This window comes from Myxococcus sp. AM009 (genome assembly GCF_013372605.1).
Taxonomy (GTDB): Bacteria; Myxococcota; Myxococcia; order Myxococcales; family Myxococcaceae; genus Myxococcus; species Myxococcus vastator.
This window is the reverse complement of record NZ_JABXEP010000090.1, coordinates 12,284-33,342: the sequence shown is the minus strand read 5'-3', so window position 1 is coordinate 33,342 and position 21,059 is coordinate 12,284. Positions and strand designations below refer to the sequence as shown.

Here is a 21,059-nt window from a genome sequence, read left to right as displayed (position 1 = left end):
CGTGAGTGCCTGTTGGCCCGGAGCATGGGCTTCAGCCCTCCTGGGGGCCGAACTCCTCGAGCGTGCGCTTCGCCGCCTCGACGAACGGGGCACCGACCATGGTCCCTTCGACCACGCAGATGTTGAAGTCGCGGGCCTGGCTCTCCGTGACGATCTTCCGCGCCTTGCGCAGCGTGTTCTCGTCCGGGGAGAAGGCCTGGTTGATGAGCTCCACCTGGCGCGGGTGGACGGCGGCCTTGCCGCTGAAGCCCATGCTCCGGGCCAACAGGCACTCACGGCGCAGACCTTCCATGTCCGCCATGTCGAACAGCGGCGAGTCGACGACCTGCACGTTGGCGGCACGCGCCGCGGTGACGAGCCGGGAGCGCGCGTAGTGCAAGGACTCCCAGGACAGGGACGCGCCGATGCTGAAGGAGAAGTCCGCCGAGCCGAACACGAGCGCCTTCAGCCGTGGGGTCGCGCTGGCGATGGCGTGGACGTTCTCCACGCCGCGAGGCGTCTCCACCAGGGCGAGCAGGTCCACCTGCGCGCAGCTCGCGCCGAGCACCTGCTCGACGATCTCCAGGTCCCTGGGGGATTCGACCTTCGGCACCAGGATGACGTCGGGTTTGACGGCGTAGTTGCGCAGGGCGAGCACGTCACGAAGGCCCTCGGGCCGGGTGACGGTGTTGATGCGGATGGCCCGGCGGCTGGGACCGCGTGGCGCGGTGAAGAACGCCTCCGCGTGCTGCCGCGCCGCGTCCTTGTGGCTGGTGGCAACGGAGTCCTCCAGGTCCACCAGGCTGATGTCCGCGCCGGCTTGCTGCCCCCGTGCGAAGCGGTCCACTGCGAGCGCCGGGGTGAACAGGATGGAGCGGCAATACCGGGTGAACTTCATCACGCCTCCGGGGGTAGGGCCTGCACCGCGCGCACCCGTGACCGCGCCATCCGTGAAACACGGAGGGCTCGCTCGAGGCGCGATGAATCAGTGCTTGTCTGGGTACTCCTGTCGCTCCGCTCCGTCAAGGGAATGGACAATCAATTGCGACGGGGTGCTTGGGAGGTCGTGCTATGTCTTGATATGTCTTTTGTTATGTAGAGACGTTTTTCTATGTCTCTGCGCGTGCCCGTGCTGCCCCCAGGCCGCTCAGCGTCGCTTCTTGCCGGGTGCCTTGCCGTCGATGAACGCGGCCAGCCCGTCGAGCATGCGCTCCAGGCCGAAGGCAAACGCACCCTTGGGGTCGTGCGCGCCGTAGGTCTCTCCCGCGGCCTTCCCGACGCGGGACAGGACAGGGTAGGGCGTGAAGTCGACAGTCTCCAGGAACGGCGCGACGCGGTACCACCACTCCTCGTCCGTCATGCCGGTCAGGTCCTTGACCCGCTTCTCCCGGGCCGCGTTGCGGACCGCGCCGTGGACGTAGTCGAGGACCAGGGTGAGGGTCCGGTCCATGTCGAGGTCCGTGAGCCCCAGGCCTTCAATCGCACTCAAGGCGATGTCGGCTGAGCGGAAGGTGTTCGGGCCCAGCACGGTCCGGTGGGTCGCGAGCGGAATCACCCACGGGTGGGCCAGATAGAAGTCGCGGTAGTCCGTCGCCACCCGCGTCAGGTTGGCGCGCCAGTTCGCGGGCTTGAAGACGGGCCGGTCCTTCAGGATTTCGCCGGACACGGCATCCATCATCAAGTCCAGCAGCTCGGCCTTGCCAGGGATGTGCGTGTAGAACGACATGGGGGAGATGCCCACCGCCTCCGCGACGCGGCGCGTGCTGACCGCTTCGAGCCCCTCTGCGTCCGCGATGGCGACGGCCGCGGCCACCAACTCCGCGACGCTGGCCTTCGCCTTCGGGCCGCGCTTCGGCGCCTCCGTCCGCCCCCACAGCAACTGCAGTGACTTCAACGGGTCACCCCGTCCGGAAATCTCGTCGCTCATCCGTACCTCGGGATAACTATTTACAGTGTACGGGGTTGTTGTGCTAAACCCCGTGTGCTGTACGAAGTTACAGGGCGACTGAAAAGTTGTCGAGCGATTTGCGGGCAGGACGTCACTCCAAGGAGAAGCCAATCATGTACGGCTCCATCAAGATTCGCGGTGCGCGCGAGAACAACCTGAGGAATGTCTCGCTCGACATCCCCAAGCGGAAGATCACCGTCTTCACGGGCGTCTCGGGGTCGGGCAAGTCGTCCCTCGTGTTCGGGACCATCGCGGCGGAGAGCCAACGGCTCATCAATGAGACGTATCCGGCCTTCGTGCAGCAGTTCATGCCGCGCTACGGCCAGCCGGACGCGGAGAGCCTGGAGAACATCTCCGCCGCCATCATCGTGGACCAGCAGCGGCTGGGCGGGAACTCTCGCTCGACGGTCGCCACCGTCACGGACGCCGCGCAGATGCTCCGCGTGGTCTTCTCCCGCCTCGCCGAGCCGCACCTGGGCAGCCCGGGCCTCTATTCCTACAACGACCCCCGGGGGCTGTGCTCCGAGTGCGAGGGCATTGGCCAGGTCGCGTCCATGGACATGGACGCCGTCATCGACAGGTCCAAGTCCCTCAACGAGGGCGCCATCCTGCCCAGGGACTACGCGGTCGACAGTTGGTACTGGGCCATCTACGCGCGCTCCGGCTACTTCGACGTCGACAAGAAGCTGTCCAAGTACACGAAGGAGGAAATGGAGAAGCTCCTCCACCTGGACGACGGCCGGAAGATCAAGGTCGACAAGATGAACCTCACCTACGAGGGCCTGGTCCCCAAGCTGCGCCGGACCCTGGGCTCCAAGGACCCTGAGACAGTCCAGCCGCACGTCCGCGCCGAATACGAGCGCATCTTCACCCGGGCCACCTGTCCCTCCTGCAAGGGTGGACGGCTCAACCAGGCCGCGCTCGGCAGCCGCATCCAGGGGAAGAACATCGCTGAGTGCTCCGCGATGCAGGTGTCTGACCTGGCGGCGTTCGTCCGGAAGATTGCCGCGCCCTCCGTGGGGCCCATGCTGGAGGCCCTGGCCCACCGGCTGGACAACCTGGTGACCATTGGCCTGGGGTACCTCAGCCTGGACCGCGAGAGCTCGACGCTGTCAGGCGGAGAGAGCCAGCGGGTGAAGATGGTGCGGCACCTGGGCTCCAGTCTCACCGACGTCACGTACATCTTCGATGAGCCCAGCGTGGGGCTCCACCCGCACGACGTGGGCCGGCTCGCGGGCCTGATGCAGCAGCTCCGCGACAAGGGCAACACCGTGCTCATCGTGGAGCACAAGCCAGACATGATTGCCATTGCGGACCATGTGGTCGACATGGGGCCCAAGGCCGGCAGCAAGGGTGGACAGGTCGTCTTCGAGGGCACCTACGAGGGGCTGCTGACCTCGGGCACCCTCACGGGCGACCACATGAAGAAGCACCAGCCGCTGAAGACCACGCCCCGAAAGCCCACGGGGCAGCTTCAAATCAAGGGTGCCCGGCTCAACAACCTCCAGGACCTGTCCGTTTCGATTCCGCGGGGTGTGCTCACGGTGGTGACGGGCGTGGCGGGCTCGGGGAAGTCGTCGCTGATTCAGGGCTGTCTGCCCAAGGCGTACCCGGAGACCCTCATCATCGACCAGAACCTGGCTCGGGGCTCGCGCCGCTCCAACACGGCCACGTACACCGGCATCCTCGACAACGTCCGCAAGGCCTTCGCCAAGGCGAACAAGGTGGACGCCGCGCTGTTCTCCGCCAACTCGAAGGGGGCCTGCCCGGACTGCAGCGGCCTGGGCGTCATCTACACGGACCTGGCGCACCTGGACCCGATGGTGACCGTCTGCGAGACATGCGAGGGCAAGCGCTTCACCGAGGAGGTGCTGGCGCACCGGCTGCGCGGCAAGTCCATCAGCGACGTCTACGAGATGGCCATCAGTGACGCGGTGGCCTTCTTCACCGAACCGGCGATCGCCAGGATTCTCCAGGGCCTGGATGACGTCGGGCTCGGCTACCTGACGTTGGGCCAGCCGCTGTCGACGCTGTCGGGCGGTGAGCGGCAGCGGTTGAAGCTCGCCGCGGAGCTGGGTCGTTCCGGGAACATCTACGTGCTCGACGAGCCCACCACGGGCTTGCACATGAACGACGTGGACACGTTGATTGGCTTGTTTGACCGGCTGGTGGATGCCGGGTCGACCGTCATCGTCATCGAGCACAACCTCGACGTCGTCTCGCGCGCGGACTGGGTCATCGACCTGGGGCCCGGGGCCGGGCACGAGGGCGGCCGGGTCATCTTCGAGGGGCTCCCTGGGAAGCTCGCCTCACACAAGGGTTCCCTGACTGGGCAGCACATGGCCCGCCGAGGCAAGGCGTAGCGGCGGGCCCGCCGGAGCGGCGCGAGACGCCTCGCGCCGCTCCTGTCACCGCGCGCGGCTCAGGCCGTCGCGGGCTCCAGCTTCCAGGGGACGAGGTTGTAGTAGTCGTCCTTGGGGTAGAGCTTGCCCTCGTCGCCGTAGAAGGCGAGCGACTTGTCCGTGCGGCGGTCGCCCTTCTCGGCTTGCCAGCGGCTGCGGATGTAGAACTCATCCGTCTTGCCCGGCACCGGGATGAACTTCCACGGGACGAGGTCCGCCACGTTGTCCCGGTGGTAGAGCTTGAGCGCGTCGCCGTAGAAGGCCAGGTGGTAGTCCAGCCGCTTGTCGCCCAGGTCCGCGCGCCAGCGGCTGCGGATGTAGTACTCGTCTGGCTTGCCCGGCACGGGAATCAACTTCCAGGGGACGAGGTCGTTCGTGTTGTCTTCCTTGTACAGCTTCACGTCCTCTCCGTAGAAGCCCAGGGACATGTTGACGCGCTTCTCGCCAGGGTCGGCCCGCCAGCGGCTGCGGAAGTAGAACTCCTTGTTCGCGAGCGCGGAGACGTCGGGGCGGGTGAAGCCCTCGGTCCGGATGTGCTTGTCGACGGCTTGCATCATCCAGTTCTTCTTCTTCTGGATGTCCGGGTCCTTGGGGAAGTAGTCGGACGTGAAGAGCTCGTACAGCGGCTTCAAGTCGAGCTGGAGCGGCTTGGGGTCCTGCCGGATGCTCTTCACCCACTCGTTGAAGTCCGTGCTGGGCGTGCCGCCCACCCACTGGACGCTGTCGATGGTCAGCCCGCTGGACTGCTTGAAGGCGGAGCTGGATGACGTGGAGGTGCTGCTCCCCGTGTTGGCGGTGGCGCCCTTGAAGGTGGCCGACGCGGAGGTCGAGATGTCGACGCCCCGCTCCACGAGCTTGGAGTACTCCTGGGCGGAGATGTGGATGCGCTGGTACATCCTCCCGCCGAAGGTGACCTCGCGGGCGTAGTGCGTTCCGAAGGTCTTGATGAACGCGGCGCAGGCGGCCTCCGACGTGAGCTTCGCCACCTCGCTGGTGAATCGGCTGCTCAGTGGCAGCTTCTTGGTGAAGTCGTCGTTGAGCTGAAGCGAGCAGTCCTCGAAGAAGCTCTGGACGAAGGTCTCAATGGTCTCGTTCGAGCCGCTCGTCTTCTCCAACTGGCGGTAGGTGGCGCTGGCGCTGAACGACACCAGCAGCGGAATGTCCAGGCCCGCGCTGACGGTGTGCTCGAAGGACTGAGAGAAGTCGAAGGAGGAGAACCACGTCTGCGTGCGGGAGGTTCGCTCGCCCCGGGACTCCGGGAGGTAGCGTGTCCCTTCGGGGATGTAGAGGCTCTTGTCCGGGGTGAGCTGGGTGCAGGACTCCGGGGCAATCTGGATGATGCTCTCCGTCGTGGCGCCGCCGCCGTCCCGGATGCGCTGGCTCAGGTCCAGCGGGTTGATTCGGATGATGTCGTAGCACCTGCCAAGGAAGTCGATGTTCTTGTAGGGAACCGTTCCCTCGAACTTGTTGAAGTCGATCTGCATTGGTTCGGCCATGCGCGGAACTCCCTGGGTGAGGTGGGGGTGGGCTTTCCTGGAGGTGGTGCCGGGCGCGACGGATACACGGGCCGTCTGGCCGCTGGAACCGGGGCTGCCCCGCGGGTCGAGGTGAACGTCGGAGCGAATGTCGGGTACCCCGCGCTGTTGAGCAGGGTTTGTCCTGGAGCGGACCGTGTCCTCGCCGCAAAGGGCGGTTGCTGCCGCTGGAGCCCTCTAGCGCGTGGCGGAGGTGGGCGCGGCGCTGAAGATGTGGGGGGCGAAGAGGGCCGCCTTCTCCGTGTTCCGCACCCAGGGCTTCTCGCCATCCAGCAGCATGACAGTCTCTTCCAGCGCGCCGCGCTCATAGGCATACGTCTGTGTAATGCGATAGCGGTCGAAGGGCGCGAAGCGGCTGAGGTCTGGACGCAGCTCCAGGACGGCTCGCCGGAACTCAATGTCGGTGTGACCCGTGCCTTCTCCCAGGGACGAGCGGACGGTGCTGGCGACGCGGCCGTCTCCTCCCGGAGTGGTGAACTCCAGCCGGAAGAACATCGTCTGCTCGCGAGGGCCCGCGCTGCCGTCGTAGTCCGGGTGGCGGCGGCGTAGGCTCTTCACCGACTCCCAGTGGTGGGCGTAGCGGCGCTGTTCGACGGTGAAGTCGTAGTCGAACTGGGGAACCCGCTTCCACGCTCCGTCTTCCAGTCGCTCCGCTTCGCCCCTGCCGACCCAGACGAGGGTGAGCACGGGCGCAGGTCCCGGCGTGGCCTCCAGGGGGAATGCGCTGGTGCGCGCGGTGCCGCAGCCCGCGACCAGCAGGGAGAACAGCCACAGCCACTTCAATCCGGGTTGCGTCATCGTCGTCTCGTGGGAGGAGGGCGCCAGTCGCGCCTATGAGCGGAAGGCTCTCCGGACACAGTGCTCGGGAGTGGGATGGACAACAATCCAGCGGATATCCAAAACACTGTTGTAGAAGCGCAACAATGGACCTGAACCACCTCGCCATCTTCCAGGCCGTCGCGGAGACGCAGAGCTTCACGAAGGCGGCCGTGCGGTTGGGGCTCGACAAGTCGAAGGTCAGCCGCGCGCTGCGGGCGCTGGAGGCCAGCTTCGGCGCGGCATTGCTTTCACGGACGACGCGCATGGTGCGGCTGACGCCGGAGGGGCAGTCCTTGTTGAGCCAGGTGGCGCCGCTGCTCTCGGGGCTCAGGGACGTGGTGGCACGGACGCCCCAGGGGCCTGGCGCTCCCAGCGGAGAAGTCACCCTCACCGCGCCGCCGGACGTGGGGCGCGCGCTGCTGGCGCCCGTCCTGGCCGGGTTCCGGCTTCGCTTCCCGTCGGTGCGGGTGCGCGTGGTGCTGACGTACGACGTGGTGGATCTGCTGGGGGAGGGCATGGACCTGGCCCTGCGGGTAGGCAGGCCCGGCTCGGGGACCTTCGTCGCGCGAAAGGTGATGGACCTGGAGGCGGGTTTCTTCGCGGCGCCTCGCTATCTGGAGCGCAGGGGGCAGCCGGCGTCACCGACGGAGCTCGCGCGCCATGAGGGCCTGTGGCCCGCTCCGCCCAGGGGCAAGCGCCCGTTCTGGACGGGGTCAGGGCAGCCGCCTCGCGCCGCCTCCCTGGCGTGTTCCGACTTTGGCTTCCTGCTGGACGTGGCGCGGGCGGGAGGGGGCGTGGCCTTGCTGCCCACCTTTCTCGCGGCGCGGGACGTGGCAGTGGGGGCGCTGGTGCGCGTCCTGCCGGAGGTGGCCCTCCGCGACGCGCCGCTCTTCCTCGTCTCCCGGCCCGGCAAGCCCGTGCCGCCGCGTGTCCAGGCGCTCAAGGCGTATTTGATGGAGACGCTTGGACAGGCGTGAGTCATCAGCAAGGGCTTGCGCAGGACCTGGACGTTCTGGCCGCGCGGGGGGCCAGCGGATGACTGGCGCTACATCAGCTCCAGCCGGAACGGCTGGCAGTCGTTGTTCGCCCAGACCCACTGCTGGAGCCGTGCGCCTCATCATCGCCGTCGCACTTGAAGTCACCGGTGTCTGGGATGGCCGTCGCTACCTTGACATGTCTCTGCTGAAATCAACCCCTGACACTTCCGCTGCATGACGCCGCCGAGGAGCCTTCCTCCCCCGAACCCCCTCCGAACCAACTACACAGGATTCGGGACTTGACCGTATGTGAAGGACTGGCCCCCCACCGCACCTTGAAGGTCCGCGAGGCACCATCATTGGAGTTGAGCGCAATCAGCGCCAGCGAGCCGTCCGGGTTGCGGAAGGCCACCGTTTTGAGCTCGTTGTTGCCCAGCGTCGTGGCGCCAATGCGCACCGCGCCGCCGCGCACCACCTTGGCCAGGTGCCCCCAGGCGTAGAACTCCTCGTTGCGCGTATAGGTGCCCGCGCCGTTGTTCACGGTGAGCATGCCCCGGCAGTCCGGGCAGCCACCCACGCGAGGACCATGGCTCGGGTCCAACGCGAGGTTCCAGTACAGCGAGCTGCGCGCGTGGTGGCGCAAAGGGTCGAAGAGGTTGTTCTGGAGCGCCCACTCCAGGTTCCCCGCGGCATTCGTCGACCAGGCGCCGCCAGTGCACTCCGTGAAGTGGACCTCCTTGTTGGGATAGGCGTTCTGGAAGGTGCTCTGGACGCTGTAGCTGCCGTCGGGGCTCTCGTAGCAGTGGTAGGCGACGCCCGCGACGGCGGACTGGGCCTGACCGTTGTTGAAGCGCATGACCTCGAGCGGATAGCCGGCGGGACCGCCATGGTCGTACCAGTTGTGGTCCCACGCGATGATCTTCACCGCGCCGAAGCCCGCCGTGTTCATCGCCGGGCGCAAGTGGTGGGCCGCGAAGTGGGTTGAGCCGCCGCGCCTGCTGAAGAAGCGGGATGATGTACGGCGCGTCGTGCGCGACGGAGAAGTCATTCAAGTCACAGCACGTGTCGTCGTAGGTGTAATGGTTGCGCGCGAAGTCCGATGAGCCCATCGGCAGGCGCAACATGCTCTGTCCCGTGCCAGCGCTCACGCGGAACAGGTCATTCATGATGGCGTTGCGATGGGGCGAGTTGAAGATGAGCCACGCCGACGCATCCGTGAGCGCGCCACCAAACCCGTCAATGGTTTGATAGCTGAGCGCCGGGTTTGACGTCGATGGCTGTCGCCGCCCCGGTGTCGGGGCCGAAGGTCTGGTTCGGCTCGGCGTTGAGCCGCTTCACCAGCGCGCTCCCCGACGTCGTCGTCAACCAGACCTGGACGGACTCGTTGGCGGCGAGGGCAGGGGCGGCGCAGAGCGCGGTACACAGCAAGGCTTTGAAACGCATGAGGCACTCCAGGAATCGTGGAAACGGCCTGCCTTTAATTGCAGACTATTCATGGAGTGCAGCTCTTGCGGCAATGGACGTCTACCGGCGGCGGCGCTGCTGCATCGCCCGGCGAGCCGCGGCCCGGGCCTCACCGCGCGCCGCGACTTCCTTGAGCGCCTCTTCCTCGCCGCTGTCGCCCGACAGGAACCCGGAGAGGGCGCGGATGGTGGGGTAGCGGAAGAGGTCCACCAGCGTGAGGGGCTTCTCCACCTGGGCCTTGAGCTTCTCCAGCACCTGCACCATCAGCAGCGAGTGGCCGCCCAGGTCGACGAACTTGTCCTCCACGCCGACCTTGTCGAGCTTGAGCACGTCCTGCCAGATGCCGGCAATCAGCGCCTCCGTCTCGCCTTCCGGCCGGACCAGCTCCCCGCGCGCCTGCGCCTGCTCCGGGGGCGGCAGGGCCTTGCGGTCCACCTTCTTGTTTGGCGTCTGCGGGAAGGTGCTCAGCGTCACGAAGGCTTGCGGCACCATGTACTCGGGCAGGCGCGTGCGCAGGAACTCGCGCAGCGCGTCCGCCGCGGGCGGCTCACCCGGCTTCGCGATGAGGTAGGCCACCAGCCGCTTGTCGCCCGGAATGTCCTCGCGGACGATGACGACCGTCTCCCGTACCGCCGGGTGTTCACCCAGCCGGGACTCGATTTCGCCCAGCTCGATGCGGAAGCCGCGCACCTTCACCTGGTGGTCCAGGCGGCCGATGAACTCCACCAGTCCGTCCTGCCGCCACCGCGCGGCATCGCCGGTGCGGTACATCCGCGCGCCCGGCTGGGAGGAGAACGGGTCCGGCACGAAGCGCTCGCGGTCCAGCTCCGGACGGTGGTGATAGCCCCGCACCACGCCCGCGCCGCCGATGTACAGCTCACCGGCCGCGCCAATGGGCAGCGGACGCTGCTGCGCGTCCAGGATGTAGAGCTGCGTGTTCGCGATGGGCGTGCCGATGGGGACGCCTTCGCCCACGTCCTTCACCGGGTGGGTGGAGGACCAGATGGTCGTCTCGGTGGGGCCGTACATGTTGATGACGTCGCCGGACACCGTCTCGGAGAGCTGGCGCGCCAGCGGGACGGGGAAGGCCTCGCCGCCCACCATCATCTTCTTCATCCGCTTGAGGCCCTCGCGCGAGCGGTCCTCGGCCAGCAGCATGCTCGCCTGGGACGGCGTGCACTGGAGGTGCGTCACGGCGTGGCGCTCCAACAGCGCGGGGATGGAGCCGTCGAGCTCGGGCTCGGCGCCCGGCTGGCCCACGCCGGCGTTGGCGCGCTGGCGCACCTCGGCCAGCAGCGGCAGGTGCTTCATTACCAGCTCCGTGGGCACACCGAAGTCCACGAGGCAGGCAATCTCGTCCACGTCCAGGCCCTTGAGCCGGTCCACGAGCGCGACGCACGCGTCCACGCCGCCGAACAGGCCCGACGACTGGAAGTACCGCTCGAAGGAGAAGTCGAGCAGCGCGTCCAGCTCCTCGGCGGACAGGTGGTCGGTGCCGAAGTTGCCGTTGGCCAGCGTCGTCTGCGCCTTGAAGGCGGGGAAGCTCCAGGCCGCCTCCTTGATGAGGCCCACTGACGACTTGAGGTACGACTTCATCGGCTCGCGGACGACCTCCTTCACGGAGGCCTCGGAGTCACCGACGAAGGTGTGCAGCATCAGCGACACGGTGCCCTTGCCAGGGTGGCCGGCCTTGGTCCACGTCTCCCGGTAGAGGGCAATCTTCTGCGCCACCTCTTCCACCGACTGGCCCAGCAGGTGGGTGAGGACGTGGCAGCCCGCGCGCGCCGCTTCCTCGAACGTCTCCGGGTTGCCCGCGGTGGTGACCCAGATGGGCAGCTCCTTCTGCACCGGGCGGGGCAGGGTGCGCAGCTTCACGGTGTGGCCCGTGCCGCTCTTCGTCTCCAGCGCCTCGCCGCGCCACAGCCGGCGCACGTCCTCAATCTGCTGGAACATGATTCGCTTGCGGTCCGGGAAGGTCTCCGGACGCAGCGCGAAGTCGTTGGGCTGCCAGCCCGCGGCGAACGAAATGCCCACGCGGCCGTGGGAGATGTTGTCCACCACGGACCAGTCCTCGGCGATGCGCAGCGTGGGGTGCAGCGGCGACACGAGGCTGCCCGCGCGGAGTTGCACGTTGCGCGTCACCGCCGCCAGCGCGGCCGACGTCACGGCCGGGTTGGGGAAGAGCCCGCCGAACGCGTGGAAGTGCCGCTCCGGCGTCCACACGGCGCAGAAGCCGTTCGTATCCGCGAAGCGCGCGCTCTCCATGAGCAAGTCGTAGCGGCCCTCCGGGCGCTCGCCTTCGTCGCTGGAGAAGTAGAAGAGGCTGAACGCCATGGCGCGCGAGGCGTGCTTGCCGGCCTGCGCCGCGTCGTGCCGCTCCGCGTGCAGCACCACCGTGAAGCCGCGGGTGAGTGTCCAGAGCAGCTCCAGCACGGAGATGTCGAAGTTGAGGCTCGTCACCGCCAGCCAGGTGCCGCGCTCGGTGCCCAGGCGCTCGTCCATGCCGACGCCGAAGTTCACGACGTTGCGGTGCTCAATCATCACCCCCTTGGGCTTGCCCGTGCTGCCGGAGGTGTAGATGACGTAGGCCAGGCTGTCCGGCGTGGCCGGCGGCGTCTGGGCCTCCGGCGCGGCGGCGATGCGCTCCCACTGCTGGTCCACCGCGAGCACGGCCTTCGCCGCGGACGGCACGCCCGGCAGCAGCCGCTCCTGGGTGAGCACCAGGTGGCAGCCCGCGTCCTCCACCATGAAGGCGATGCGCTCCGGGGGATAGGCCGGGTCCAACGGCACGTAGCAGCCGCCCGCTTTGTGCGTGGCCAGCACGCCCACCATCATCTCCAGCGAGCGCTCCATGAAGATGCCCACGCGCACGTCGCGGCCCACGCCCGCGCCGCGCAGGTGCCGCGCGAGCACCTCGGCGCGCGCGTCCAGCTCTCGGTACGTCAGCGAGGCGCCCCGGCAGATGAGGGCGGTGTCGTCCGGCGTGCGCCGCGCCTGGGCCTGGAAGAGCGAGGCCAGGGTGGCGTCGCGGGGGAAGTCCCGCCGCGTGTCGTTCCAGCGGGCCAGCAGCTGGCGCTCCTCCGCGCCCAGCAGGTCATGCTCGCCCACCGCCTTGCCCGGCGCGTCTCGGAGCGAGGCGAGGAACGCGGTGAGCTGCCGCGCCACGTCGTCCACGCGGGCCTGGTCCACGCGCGTGGCGTCGAAGTGCAGGTGGGCGTGGCGGCCCTGGGCGTCCACGTCAACGACGAGCGCCGCGCCCCCCACGCTGGGGTTCGTCGCGCCGAGGCGCAGCGCGACGGGATACGCCACCTCACCCGCGTGGCGCTGGAGGTTGGAGAGCTGGGCGGAGCGACCCAGGACGTCCCGGGCGAGCACGCCCTTGTCGCGCAGCTGCGTCAGCGCCTTGCGGAAGGCGCCCGCGGCCTGCTCCGGCGCGTCCTTCATCGGCAGCTCGATGCGCAGCGGGAGCTGCGAGGCGAAGAAGCCCTCCACGCCTTCGATGCGGGCGCGCGTGGACGCATCCGCGTAGCCGACGTCGAAGCGGGGCTCGGGAGACAGGCGCGCCAGGAAGGCCACGGCGGTGAAGAGCAGCCGCTCCTCGGGAGGCAGGTCCGTGACCCAGCCCGGGGCAAGGTCACTGGCCTCGAACTTCAGCGTGTGCGTCCCCACGTCCTTGGAGCTGCCGCCCAGGAAGGACAGGTCCGGTGGCGCGAGCGTCTCCAGGCGACGGAGGAAGAACGCCTCCGCCTTGCCCGCCTGCGTGCCCACCTCGGTCAGCCGGGCGCGCAGCTCCGGCGAGGTCGCGGGCAGGACGTCACCCCTGGCGAGCATGCGCGCCCCGAGCACGTCGGCCCACGACAGCGGCGCGCCGCACAGGCCCTTGGGGCCCTTCAGCGTGAGGTCTCCTCCTTGGAGCGCCACTGTCAGCGCGTCACCCTCGATGTCGAGCACCGTGCCCGGGGCTGCCTCGGAGGCCGGCTCGGCGCGGCGGGCCTCGGAGAGCGCGATGGGCCCGTTGCCCAGCCACACCTTCGCGAAGGACAGCGGGTTGGGGTAGCCGCCGTAGTCGAGCGCCGACACCAGCGCGTGCGCCACGTCCACGTCACCGTGGAGGTCGAGCACGCCCGCGGCCTCCGGGCGCCGCGCGAGGCCGAAGTAGCTGCGCTGCGCGAAGTCCTGCGCCCTCGCTTCGGACGTGCCCGCGACCAGCTCCTCCGCGAGCTCCGCGAAGGTCTCCATGCCCAGCGTGTAGCAGCGGGCGTTGAGGCTGAAGGCCGTCTCGCCGGGGGCGATGTCGAAGAGGCGCTGCTTGAGGATGCGGCCCTCGTCCGCGCCCGTCGTCATCTCGTGCCAGGTGACGCCGTGCTGGGGCTCGCGGTTCAGCAGCGCCCACGAGGTGACGTTGAGGCCGGCGTAGCGGGGCAGCGGGCCGTCATGGAAGTTGATGGCCATGCGCCGGGGCAGGCGCAGGACTTCGTCCTTCACCATGCTCAGGTTGACGATGCTGAAGAGCCAGTCGAAGGGCGCCTGGGACAGGAAGTGCAGCACCTGCTCGCCGGGCGGCACGTGCGGGACACCCTGCGCCTCCGCCCACTGCTGGAGCGCGGGCTCGCGCGTGACGAGCCCGAGAATCCGGACGCCGCGCTCGGTGAGCGCCTGCGCGCAGGGGACGACGAGGGTGCCCTCGCCGATGATGAAACAACTGGGCGACTCCGGAGCCGGGCTCATTCAGTACCTCCTGGGGTGCTGCGATTCGGGTGTCCCCCGCTCACAAGCCCAGGCCTTGCCGGGCATCCGCGAGCGCGGGGAAATGCTTCAAAAGGTCGGCGTGCCCGATACCAGGGTACGTCTTGAGGGGGACGCGAAGCCCGCGGCTGACGCGCTCGCCCTGGACGGGAGGCAGCGCGCTGTCGGCGCCTCCATGCAGCACGAGCGCGGGCGGGAGTCGCTCGGGTTGCAGCAGCGGCTGGTTGTCATACCGGTGCCGCCCGATGAGGCTGCCCATGAGCCCCGTGCGCCCCACCTTCATCACATGGAACGGCGCGAACAGCACCAGCCTCCGAGCGGGCGTGTCCCGCGCATGAAGCGCGTGGGCCGCCGCGAGCGCCGACATGGTCCCCATGGAGAAGCCCACGAGGTGGAGGCCCTCCGCCGCGGCAGGATGCGTCTCCGTCAGCCAGCGCATGGCGCTCGCGGCGCTGTCACGGAGTGCTTCGGGGGAGGGCTTGCCTGGCGAGCCGTCGAACCCGGGAGGCGCGATGGCGGCAAGCCCGAGCCCGCGGCTTTCATCCAGCGCGAGCAGGACGGACTTCGCCTCCGCGAGGTACCCCGGCGTGTTGCCACCGAAGTAGACCAGCCACCGCGTCTCACCCGCGGCGGGAGGCCGCGTCAGCGCCACGAGCCCTGGCGGTTCATCAGGGCCCGTCACCGTCCAGCCCTCCGAGGCCAGCTCCGCCCGCGCCTGCGTCGACAGCGGCGCGCCCGTGTACGGGAACGGGAGCTCCGCGTCGTCTCGAGACAGTCCCAGCATGAGGATTCCCACCGCCAGCACGCCGATGGTGACCAGCGGGAAGCGCTGGTTCACTTTGAAGCGCACCGCTCTCACTTCGTTCCCACCCGGCGCGCCTCGTCACGCGCGCCGCGCTGTGCGGTGTCCAGGGCCTCGCGGAGCAGCCGCCCCAGGACGTGGACGTTGGGCTCGCGCACCAGGCTGTCATGGTCGCCCGGCACCTCGCGGATGTTCAGCGCAGGCACCAGGGGTTCCCAGCCGAGGCTGGTCCCCATGTGGGCGTAGATGGCGTGAATCTCCTGCGCGCGGAACAGCGTCACGGGGCCGGCATAGGGGCTGGGGACGTAGCGGCTGGCCAGGGCCTGGAAGCGCTCGGTGAGCTGGAGGTTGCGCAGCTCGATGGGCAGCGCTTCGCCTCGCTGCTCGTACCAGCGCAGCTTGAGCTGGCTCACCAGCCGGGTGCCGTCGCGCTCCACCTTGGTGCGCAGCTTCCGGCTGACATAGCGGGCCGCGCCCTCCCGGCGCAGCTCTCGCAGGCGCTCATGGAGGGACTGGCGCCGCTCCTGGGTGGACGGGTGGAAGGTGTCCAGGAACGCGAGCAGCGCCACCGGCTCGCCCAGCGCGTGCAGCCGCTGCGCCATTTCGTAGGCGACCACGCCGCCGCCGGAGTAGCCGCCGAGCAGGTAGGGCCCGTGGGGCTGCACCTGGCGGATGCCCTCCAGGTAGATGGACGCCATCTCCTCGATGCTGTCGGCCGGAGGCAGCTTGCCGTCCACGCCGCGCGCCTGGAGCCCGTAGAAGGGCTGCTCCTTGCCGAGCGTCTGCGCCAGCTCGCGGAAGTTGAGGACGTTGCCGCCCGCGCCGTGCACGCAGAAGAAGGGCAGGTCCTTGCCGCCCTTCTGGATGGTGACCAGCGGAGACCAGCTCCTCGGCGCCGCCTTGACGCCCGGGGCCTGCGCGGCTGACGCCGCGTCACCCGGAGCGGCGTCCGGCGTGAAGGGAATCCCGGCGGCCTCACGCACCAGCGCGGCGCACTGCTCCAGCGTGGGGGCCTCGAACAGGGTGGCCAGCGTCAGGTCCGCGCCCAGCGTCTTCTTGATGCGCGCGAACAGGCGCACCGCGATGAGCGAGTGTCCGCCCAGCTCGAAGAAGTTGTCCTTGAGCCCCACCTTCGGCGCGCCGAGCAACTGCTGCCACAGCTCCGCCAGCTTGCGCTCCACGTCATCGCGTGGGGCGTCCACCGCCGCCACACCGGATGGCGCGCCTGCCTGGGCCGTGGCCACGGCCGCCGCGGGCTTCGCCTCCTGCTTCGGGCGCATGCGGGCCGCGAGGGCGTGCAGGTCCATGGAGCTGACGAAGAGCGCGGGCGTGTCCTCGAGGGCCAGCGCGCGCAGGAAGGCGTCCTGACCTTCCGCCGGCTTGATGCCCAGGGGCAGCCAGCTCTCCAGCAGTGAGCCCTTCTTCTGCGGCGAGCGGCCGAAGCGCCGCGCCTCGACGGACGCGACGAAGTAGCCCTCGATGGCGCAGAAGACCTTCCCGTCCGCGTCGCTGAGCGTGACGTCGAGCAGCGCGCCGCGGCCTTCATCCTGGCGCACGCGGACGTGGCTCAGCGCCACCTCGGGCCAGGGCCCCCAGACCTGGAGCTGCCGGTAGGAGACGGGCACGTGCAGCTTCCCCGGCTGTCCCGCGTCGGGGAGCAGGGAGAAGGCGAAGCCGGAGGCGATGTCCAGCAGCCCCGGCGGAATCCCGTACGTCGACAGGTCCTCGCGGTAGGCGCCGGGCAGCTCCAGCCGGCCCAGGGCCTCGGCCGCGCCGAAGCCCGCGCCGCGCAGCACCTTCCAGCGCGGACCGAACGCGATGAGCGCGTCCTGCGGCAGGGTCTGCTCGCCCTCGCCGAAGGTCAACGGCCGCTCACCGCAGCGAGCCTTCGCCGCGGACACGTCCAGCGCGGCGGGGCGCTGGCCCGTGGCCTGGTGGAGCCGCGCGGTGGCGTGCTCTGTCCACGCGTTGCCGGCCGCGCGGCTGCGCACGCGGAAGGTGAAGCCGTCGCCCTCCGGCGCCAGCCCGATCTCCACTTCCCGCACCTCTCCGTCCGGAACGTCCAGCGGCGACACCAGCGAGAGCTGAGACAGCTCCAGCGGCTCGCCAGGACGCGCCAGGGTCCAGGCGGCGCGGGCCAGCTCGACGTAGGCCGTGCCAGGGAGGACGGGGCCTCCGCCGCGCATGCGGTGCTCGTCCAGCACCCAGTGGGCCTTCGCGTCGTAGATGGCGCGGTAGACGTGGTGTCCTTCGGGCGCCTCCACGCGCCGCTGGAGCAGCGGGTGACTGACGGACTCGCCGGGCGGCAACTGCGGCGCGAGCTGCGCCGCGGCCATGCCGACCTCCTGCCAGACGCCCCAGCCCAGCGCGAGCGCGCGCTTCGCGACGCCCAGGGCCTTCAGCCGCGAGGCCTGGGCAACCAGGTACGCGTTGGCGGCGACGTAGTCCACCTGTCCCGGGGGCCCGAGCCACGCGCTCGTCGACGCGAAGCTGACGAAGAAGTCCAGGGCCGCGCCTTGCAGCACCTCTTCCAGCGCGAGCGCCCCCAGCGCCTTGGGCGCGAGCACCCGCAGGGCCGAGTCGCGCGTCTTCGCCTCCAGCGGCCCGTCCTCGAGCGTGCCCGCCGCGTGCACCACGCCATGCAAGGCGCCGAAGCGCTCCCGCGTCTGGGCGATGGCCGCGCGCAGCTGGCCGGCGTCGGTGATGTCCGCCTTGAGCAGCAGCACCTGCGCGCCGAGGCTCTCCAGCGTGCGCTGAAGCTCCGCGTGCGACGCACTGGCCGCCGACCGGGACACCAGCGCGAGCCGGGCCTTCACCTTGCGCGCGAAGAGCTCGGCGAGCGTGCGGCCGATGCCGCCCAGGCCGCCGGTGATGAGGTAGACGCCCTGCTCACGCAGCGGCGTCGGGCCCTCGTCCAGCGCCGTCCGCTCCATCACCTGCACCAGTCGGCGTCGACCGCGCAGCGCGACGGGCGCCTCGACGTCCGGGCGCAGCAGCTCGTCCGCGAGCTCCCGCGCCTGGCCCATCACGTTGACCACCAGTTGCAGGTCCACCACGCGGGCCTTGAGCTCGGGGAGCTCCTTGGGCCCCACGAGCAGCGGGCCGAAGCTGAGCGCCTGCTCGGGGCACATGGCGTGCCCCTCGGCGGGCAGGGCCTCCTGGGTCACCCGCATGTAGCGCAGGTCCGGGGGCAGCGATTCAGCGGTCAGGGACTGCATCAGCGCCAGCGGCGTCAGGAAGTTGCGCGACACCGCGCGTTCCCAGTCGAGCGGGACCAGGTCCCGGGCGGTGACGTCCACGATGCGAGGCGGCACGCGCCCCTCGGCGCCCAGCGCGTCCCAGAGCGCCTCCCAGTCCTCGCGCGCATCGAACCGCAGGTTGAAGTGCCCTTCGTCCACGCGGCCGAAGGCGTCGCCCGGCAGCGCGCGCAGCACCTGGGCGCCGCGCGCCGCCAGCTCGCGCGCCAGCTCGCTGATGAGCAGGTGCTGCTCGCCCACGAGGAGCCAGCGCTCGTTCTCCGCCGGAGCCTCGGGCGCCGCGCCGGCCTGCTCGCGGAAGCGCGGCGCGTAGCCCCAGCGCGACACGTTCTCTTCACGCACCAGCGGGCGCTCACCCTCGCGCCGCGCCATGAAGGTGCCGCTGCCCGGCTCCACCCAGTGGCGCTCGCGCTCGAAGGCATACGTGGGCAGCGCCACGCGGCGCCGCTGCTGGCCGTCGAAGAGCGCCGCGGCGTCCAGGTCCACGCCCGCGGCCCAGAGGCGGCCGAGCGCGAGCTGGAAGAACGCCAGGTCCGCCACGGTGTCGTTGGGGTGCCGCAGCGACGGCACCAGCTGCTCGGCCTTCGGCTTCTCCACCTGGGCGCGCAGGAGCTGCGTCAGCGTCTGGCCGGGGCCGACCTCCAGGTAGACGCGCGCCTTGTCCGCCAGGAGCACGCCCGCGCCCTCGGCGAAGCGCACCGGCTGGCGCAGGTGCCGCACCCAGTAGTCGGGCGAGGTGGCCTCCTCCGGCGTCACCCACGCCCCGGTGACGTTGGAGATCCACGGGCCGGTGGGCTTGGAGAAGCGCACCGTGCCCAGGAACTCACGGAAGGGCGCGAGGATGGGCTCCAGCATGCGCGAGTGCGCGGCCACGCGGATGTGCAGCCGCCGCGCCTCCACCTCGCGCGCCTTGAGCTGGGCCTCCAGCGCCTCGATGGCGGCCACTTCTCCGGAGACCAGGCACAGCCCCGGCGCGTTGTGCGCGCCCAGGTCCAGGCCCTCGCCCAAGAGCGGCTTCAGCTCCGCCTCGGGCAGCTCCACGCTGAGCATCGCGCCCGCGGGGAGCTGGTCGAAGAGGCGGCCACGGCAGGCGACGATGCCCAGCGCGTCCTTCACCGAGAACACGCCGTTGAGCTGGGCGCAGGCGTACTCGCCCATGCTGTGGCCCATGCAGGCCTGCGGCGTCAGCCCCCGCGCCTTCCACAGCGCGGCGAGCGACAGCTCCACGGACAGCAGCGCCGGCAGCGCGTACGTGGCCTGCTCCAGCCGGGCGCGGGCCTCCTGCTCGGCGCCGGCCTCCGGGAAGAGCAGGGGACGCAGCTTCAGCGACTGGTGCTGTTCGAGCAGCGACAGGCACTCATCCAGCGCGCGGCGGAACACGGGCTCCTGCTCGTAGAGGCCCTTCGCCATGCCCGGGTACTGCGCGCCGCCGCCCGGGAAGAGGAAGACGACGGCGCGGCCCTCCGCCTCCGTCTGCGCCTGGGCCGTCCGCGCGGCCTCCGGCTGCGACAGCAGGCGCACGGCCTCCTCGCGGGACGACGCCACCACGGCGCGGCGGTGCGCGAAGCGGCGCCGGCCCGCGAGCAGCGTGTAGGAGGTGTCACCCAGGTTGGGCGCGTCTGCTTCACCCAGCCGCGTGGCCAGCCGCTGGGCGGCGCGCTCCAGGGCGGCGGGGGTGCGCGCGGACAGCCACAGCGTCTCGAAGGGGCGCGCGGCGGACGTCCGCGGCTGCGCGGGCGCCTCCTCCAGGATGACGTGCGCGTTGGTGCCGCCCACGCCCAGCGAGTTCACCGCCGCCCGGCGCGGACGGCCCTTGGCCAGGGCCCAGTCGCGCAGCGTGGCGTTCACGCTGAAGGGCGAGCGCGCGAAGTCGATTTGAGGGTTGGGCTTCTCGAAGTGCAGCGTGGGCGCCATCTGCTTGTGGCGCAGCATCTGGACGACCTTGACGAAGCTGGCCACGCCCGCGGCCGTGTCCAGGTGTCCGATGTTCGTCTTCACCGAGCCGATGCGGCAGAACCCGCTCTTCTGCGTCTGCGTGCGGAAGGCCTGGGTGAGGGCGGTGATTTCAATCGGGTCGCCCACCGGCGTGCCGGTGCCGTGGCACTCGATGTAGTCGATGGAGTCGGCGCTGATGCCGGAGACGTTGAGCGCCTCCACGACGGCGTCCGCCTGCCCGTCCACGGACGGCGCCAGGTAGCCCACCTTGCGCGCGCCGTCGTTGTTCACCGCGCTGCCCTTCACCACCGCGTAGATGGTGTCCCCATCCGCCAGCGCGTCCTCCAGCCGGCGCAGCACGACGACGCCCGCGCCGCTGCCGAAGAGCGTGCCCTGCGAGCGGTGGTCGAACGCGCGGCAGTGCCCGTCCGGTGAGAGGATCTCTCCCTCCTGGTACAGGTAGCCGCGGTAGTGAGGCAGCTCCAGCGTGACGCCGCCCGCCAGCGCCAGGTCGCACTCGCGCGCCAGCAGGCTCTGGCAGGCGGAGTGGATGGCGACGAGCGACGTGGAGCACGCCGTCTGCACGTTGAGGCTGGGCCCGCGCAGGTCCAGGCAGTACGACACGCGCGTGGTAAGGAAGTCCTTGTCGTTGCCCGTGTGCCGCACCAGGAACAGGCCCACCTGCTCCATCAACTGCGGGTTGGTGAAGAGGTTGTAGGGCATGTACGCGTTCATGCCCGAGCCGCCGAACACGCCCACGGGCCCCTTGAAGCGCTCCGGCGGGTGGCCGCTGTGCTCCAGCGCTTCCCAGCACACCTCCAGGAAGTGGCGGTGCTGCGGGTCCATGAGGGACGCCTCGCGCGCGCTGAAGCCAAAGAAGCCCGCGTCGAAGTCCTCCAGGCCCTCGTACACCATGCCCGACTTCACGTAGTTCGGGTCCTGGAGCAGCGCTGGGTCCACGCCCGCGCTCAGGAGCTGCGCGTCACTGAACCGCGTGACGGACTCGACGCCGTCGCGCACGCGGCGCCAGAACGTGTCCACATCCCGCGCCCCAGGCAGTCGCGCGGCCATCCCCACCACCGCGATGTCTGGTGACTCCGACAGCCCTTCAACGTCTTCCGTCATGACAGTAGCCCTGCAAAGTACCGCTTCCAGCAGTTCAAATCAGCACAGGATGAGGCGGGTCTAACCTGCC

General features: G+C 69.7%; 11 protein-coding genes and 1 pseudogene. 2 read left to right on the top strand and 10 right to left on the bottom strand.

Features of this window, described 5'->3' with window-relative positions; genetic code table 11:
- Positions 1-31 precede the first annotated feature (31 nt).
- Entirely contained in the window at positions 32-877 is an 846-nt protein-coding gene (locus tag HV824_RS21885; RefSeq protein ID WP_176424133.1) for a CoA ester lyase, read from the bottom strand.
- A 249-nt stretch (positions 878-1,126) separates the two neighbouring features.
- Entirely contained in the window at positions 1,127-1,906 is a 780-nt protein-coding gene (locus HV824_RS21880; RefSeq protein ID WP_176424132.1) for a TetR/AcrR family transcriptional regulator, read from the bottom strand.
- 134 nt (positions 1,907-2,040) lie between these two features.
- Here HV824_RS21880 and HV824_RS21875 point away from each other — a divergent pair, with 134 nt between their 5' ends.
- Positions 2,041-4,290, top strand: a complete 2,250-nt coding sequence (locus tag HV824_RS21875) for an excinuclease ABC subunit UvrA (protein ID WP_176424131.1) — start codon at positions 2,041-2,043, stop codon at positions 4,288-4,290.
- 59 nt (positions 4,291-4,349) lie between these two features.
- On the opposite strand, the gene HV824_RS21870 is transcribed toward HV824_RS21875, so the two are convergent.
- Positions 4,350-5,825 (bottom strand): MAC/perforin domain-containing protein, encoded by a 1,476-nt coding sequence (locus tag HV824_RS21870; RefSeq protein ID WP_255208233.1) that lies wholly within the window; start codon positions 5,823-5,825, stop codon positions 4,350-4,352.
- A gap of 216 nt (positions 5,826-6,041) precedes the next feature.
- On the bottom strand, positions 6,042-6,662 hold the full coding sequence (locus tag HV824_RS21865; protein WP_176417106.1) for a hypothetical protein: 621 nt from the start codon (positions 6,660-6,662) through the stop codon (positions 6,042-6,044).
- Positions 6,663-6,787: 125 nt separating this feature from the next.
- Here HV824_RS21865 and HV824_RS21860 point away from each other — a divergent pair, with 125 nt between their 5' ends.
- On the top strand, positions 6,788-7,660 hold the full coding sequence (locus HV824_RS21860; RefSeq protein ID WP_176424130.1) for a LysR family transcriptional regulator: 873 nt from the start codon (positions 6,788-6,790) through the stop codon (positions 7,658-7,660).
- A gap of 211 nt (positions 7,661-7,871) precedes the next feature.
- Here HV824_RS21860 and HV824_RS37575 read toward each other — a convergent pair whose 3' ends face one another.
- The 6 genes and pseudogenes from HV824_RS37575 to HV824_RS21840 form a co-directional block, all read right to left on the bottom strand.
- Entirely contained in the window at positions 7,872-8,609 is a 738-nt protein-coding gene (locus HV824_RS37575) for a glycoside hydrolase family 30 beta sandwich domain-containing protein (RefSeq protein ID WP_255208232.1), read from the bottom strand.
- Positions 8,610-8,697: 88 nt separating this feature from the next.
- Positions 8,698-8,856, bottom strand: a pseudogene (locus HV824_RS37570) (hypothetical protein); the annotation flags it as partial.
- A gap of 40 nt (positions 8,857-8,896) precedes the next feature.
- On the bottom strand, positions 8,897-9,103 hold the full coding sequence (locus HV824_RS37565) for a hypothetical protein (RefSeq protein ID WP_255208231.1): 207 nt from the start codon (positions 9,101-9,103) through the stop codon (positions 8,897-8,899).
- An 81-nt stretch (positions 9,104-9,184) separates the two neighbouring features.
- Positions 9,185-13,852, bottom strand: coding sequence for a MupA/Atu3671 family FMN-dependent luciferase-like monooxygenase (locus HV824_RS21850; RefSeq protein ID WP_176424129.1), 4,668 nt, complete (start codon positions 13,850-13,852; stop codon positions 9,185-9,187).
- 40 nt (positions 13,853-13,892) lie between these two features.
- The gene (locus HV824_RS21845; RefSeq protein WP_368670894.1) at positions 13,893-14,720 is read right to left on the bottom strand and encodes an alpha/beta hydrolase family protein; all 828 of its coding nucleotides are present in this window, start codon (positions 14,718-14,720) and stop codon (positions 13,893-13,895) included.
- 5 nt (positions 14,721-14,725) lie between these two features.
- Positions 14,726-20,989, bottom strand: a complete 6,264-nt coding sequence (locus tag HV824_RS21840) for a type I polyketide synthase (RefSeq protein WP_176424128.1) — start codon at positions 20,987-20,989, stop codon at positions 14,726-14,728.
- Between the last annotated feature and the right edge of the window lie 70 nt (positions 20,990-21,059).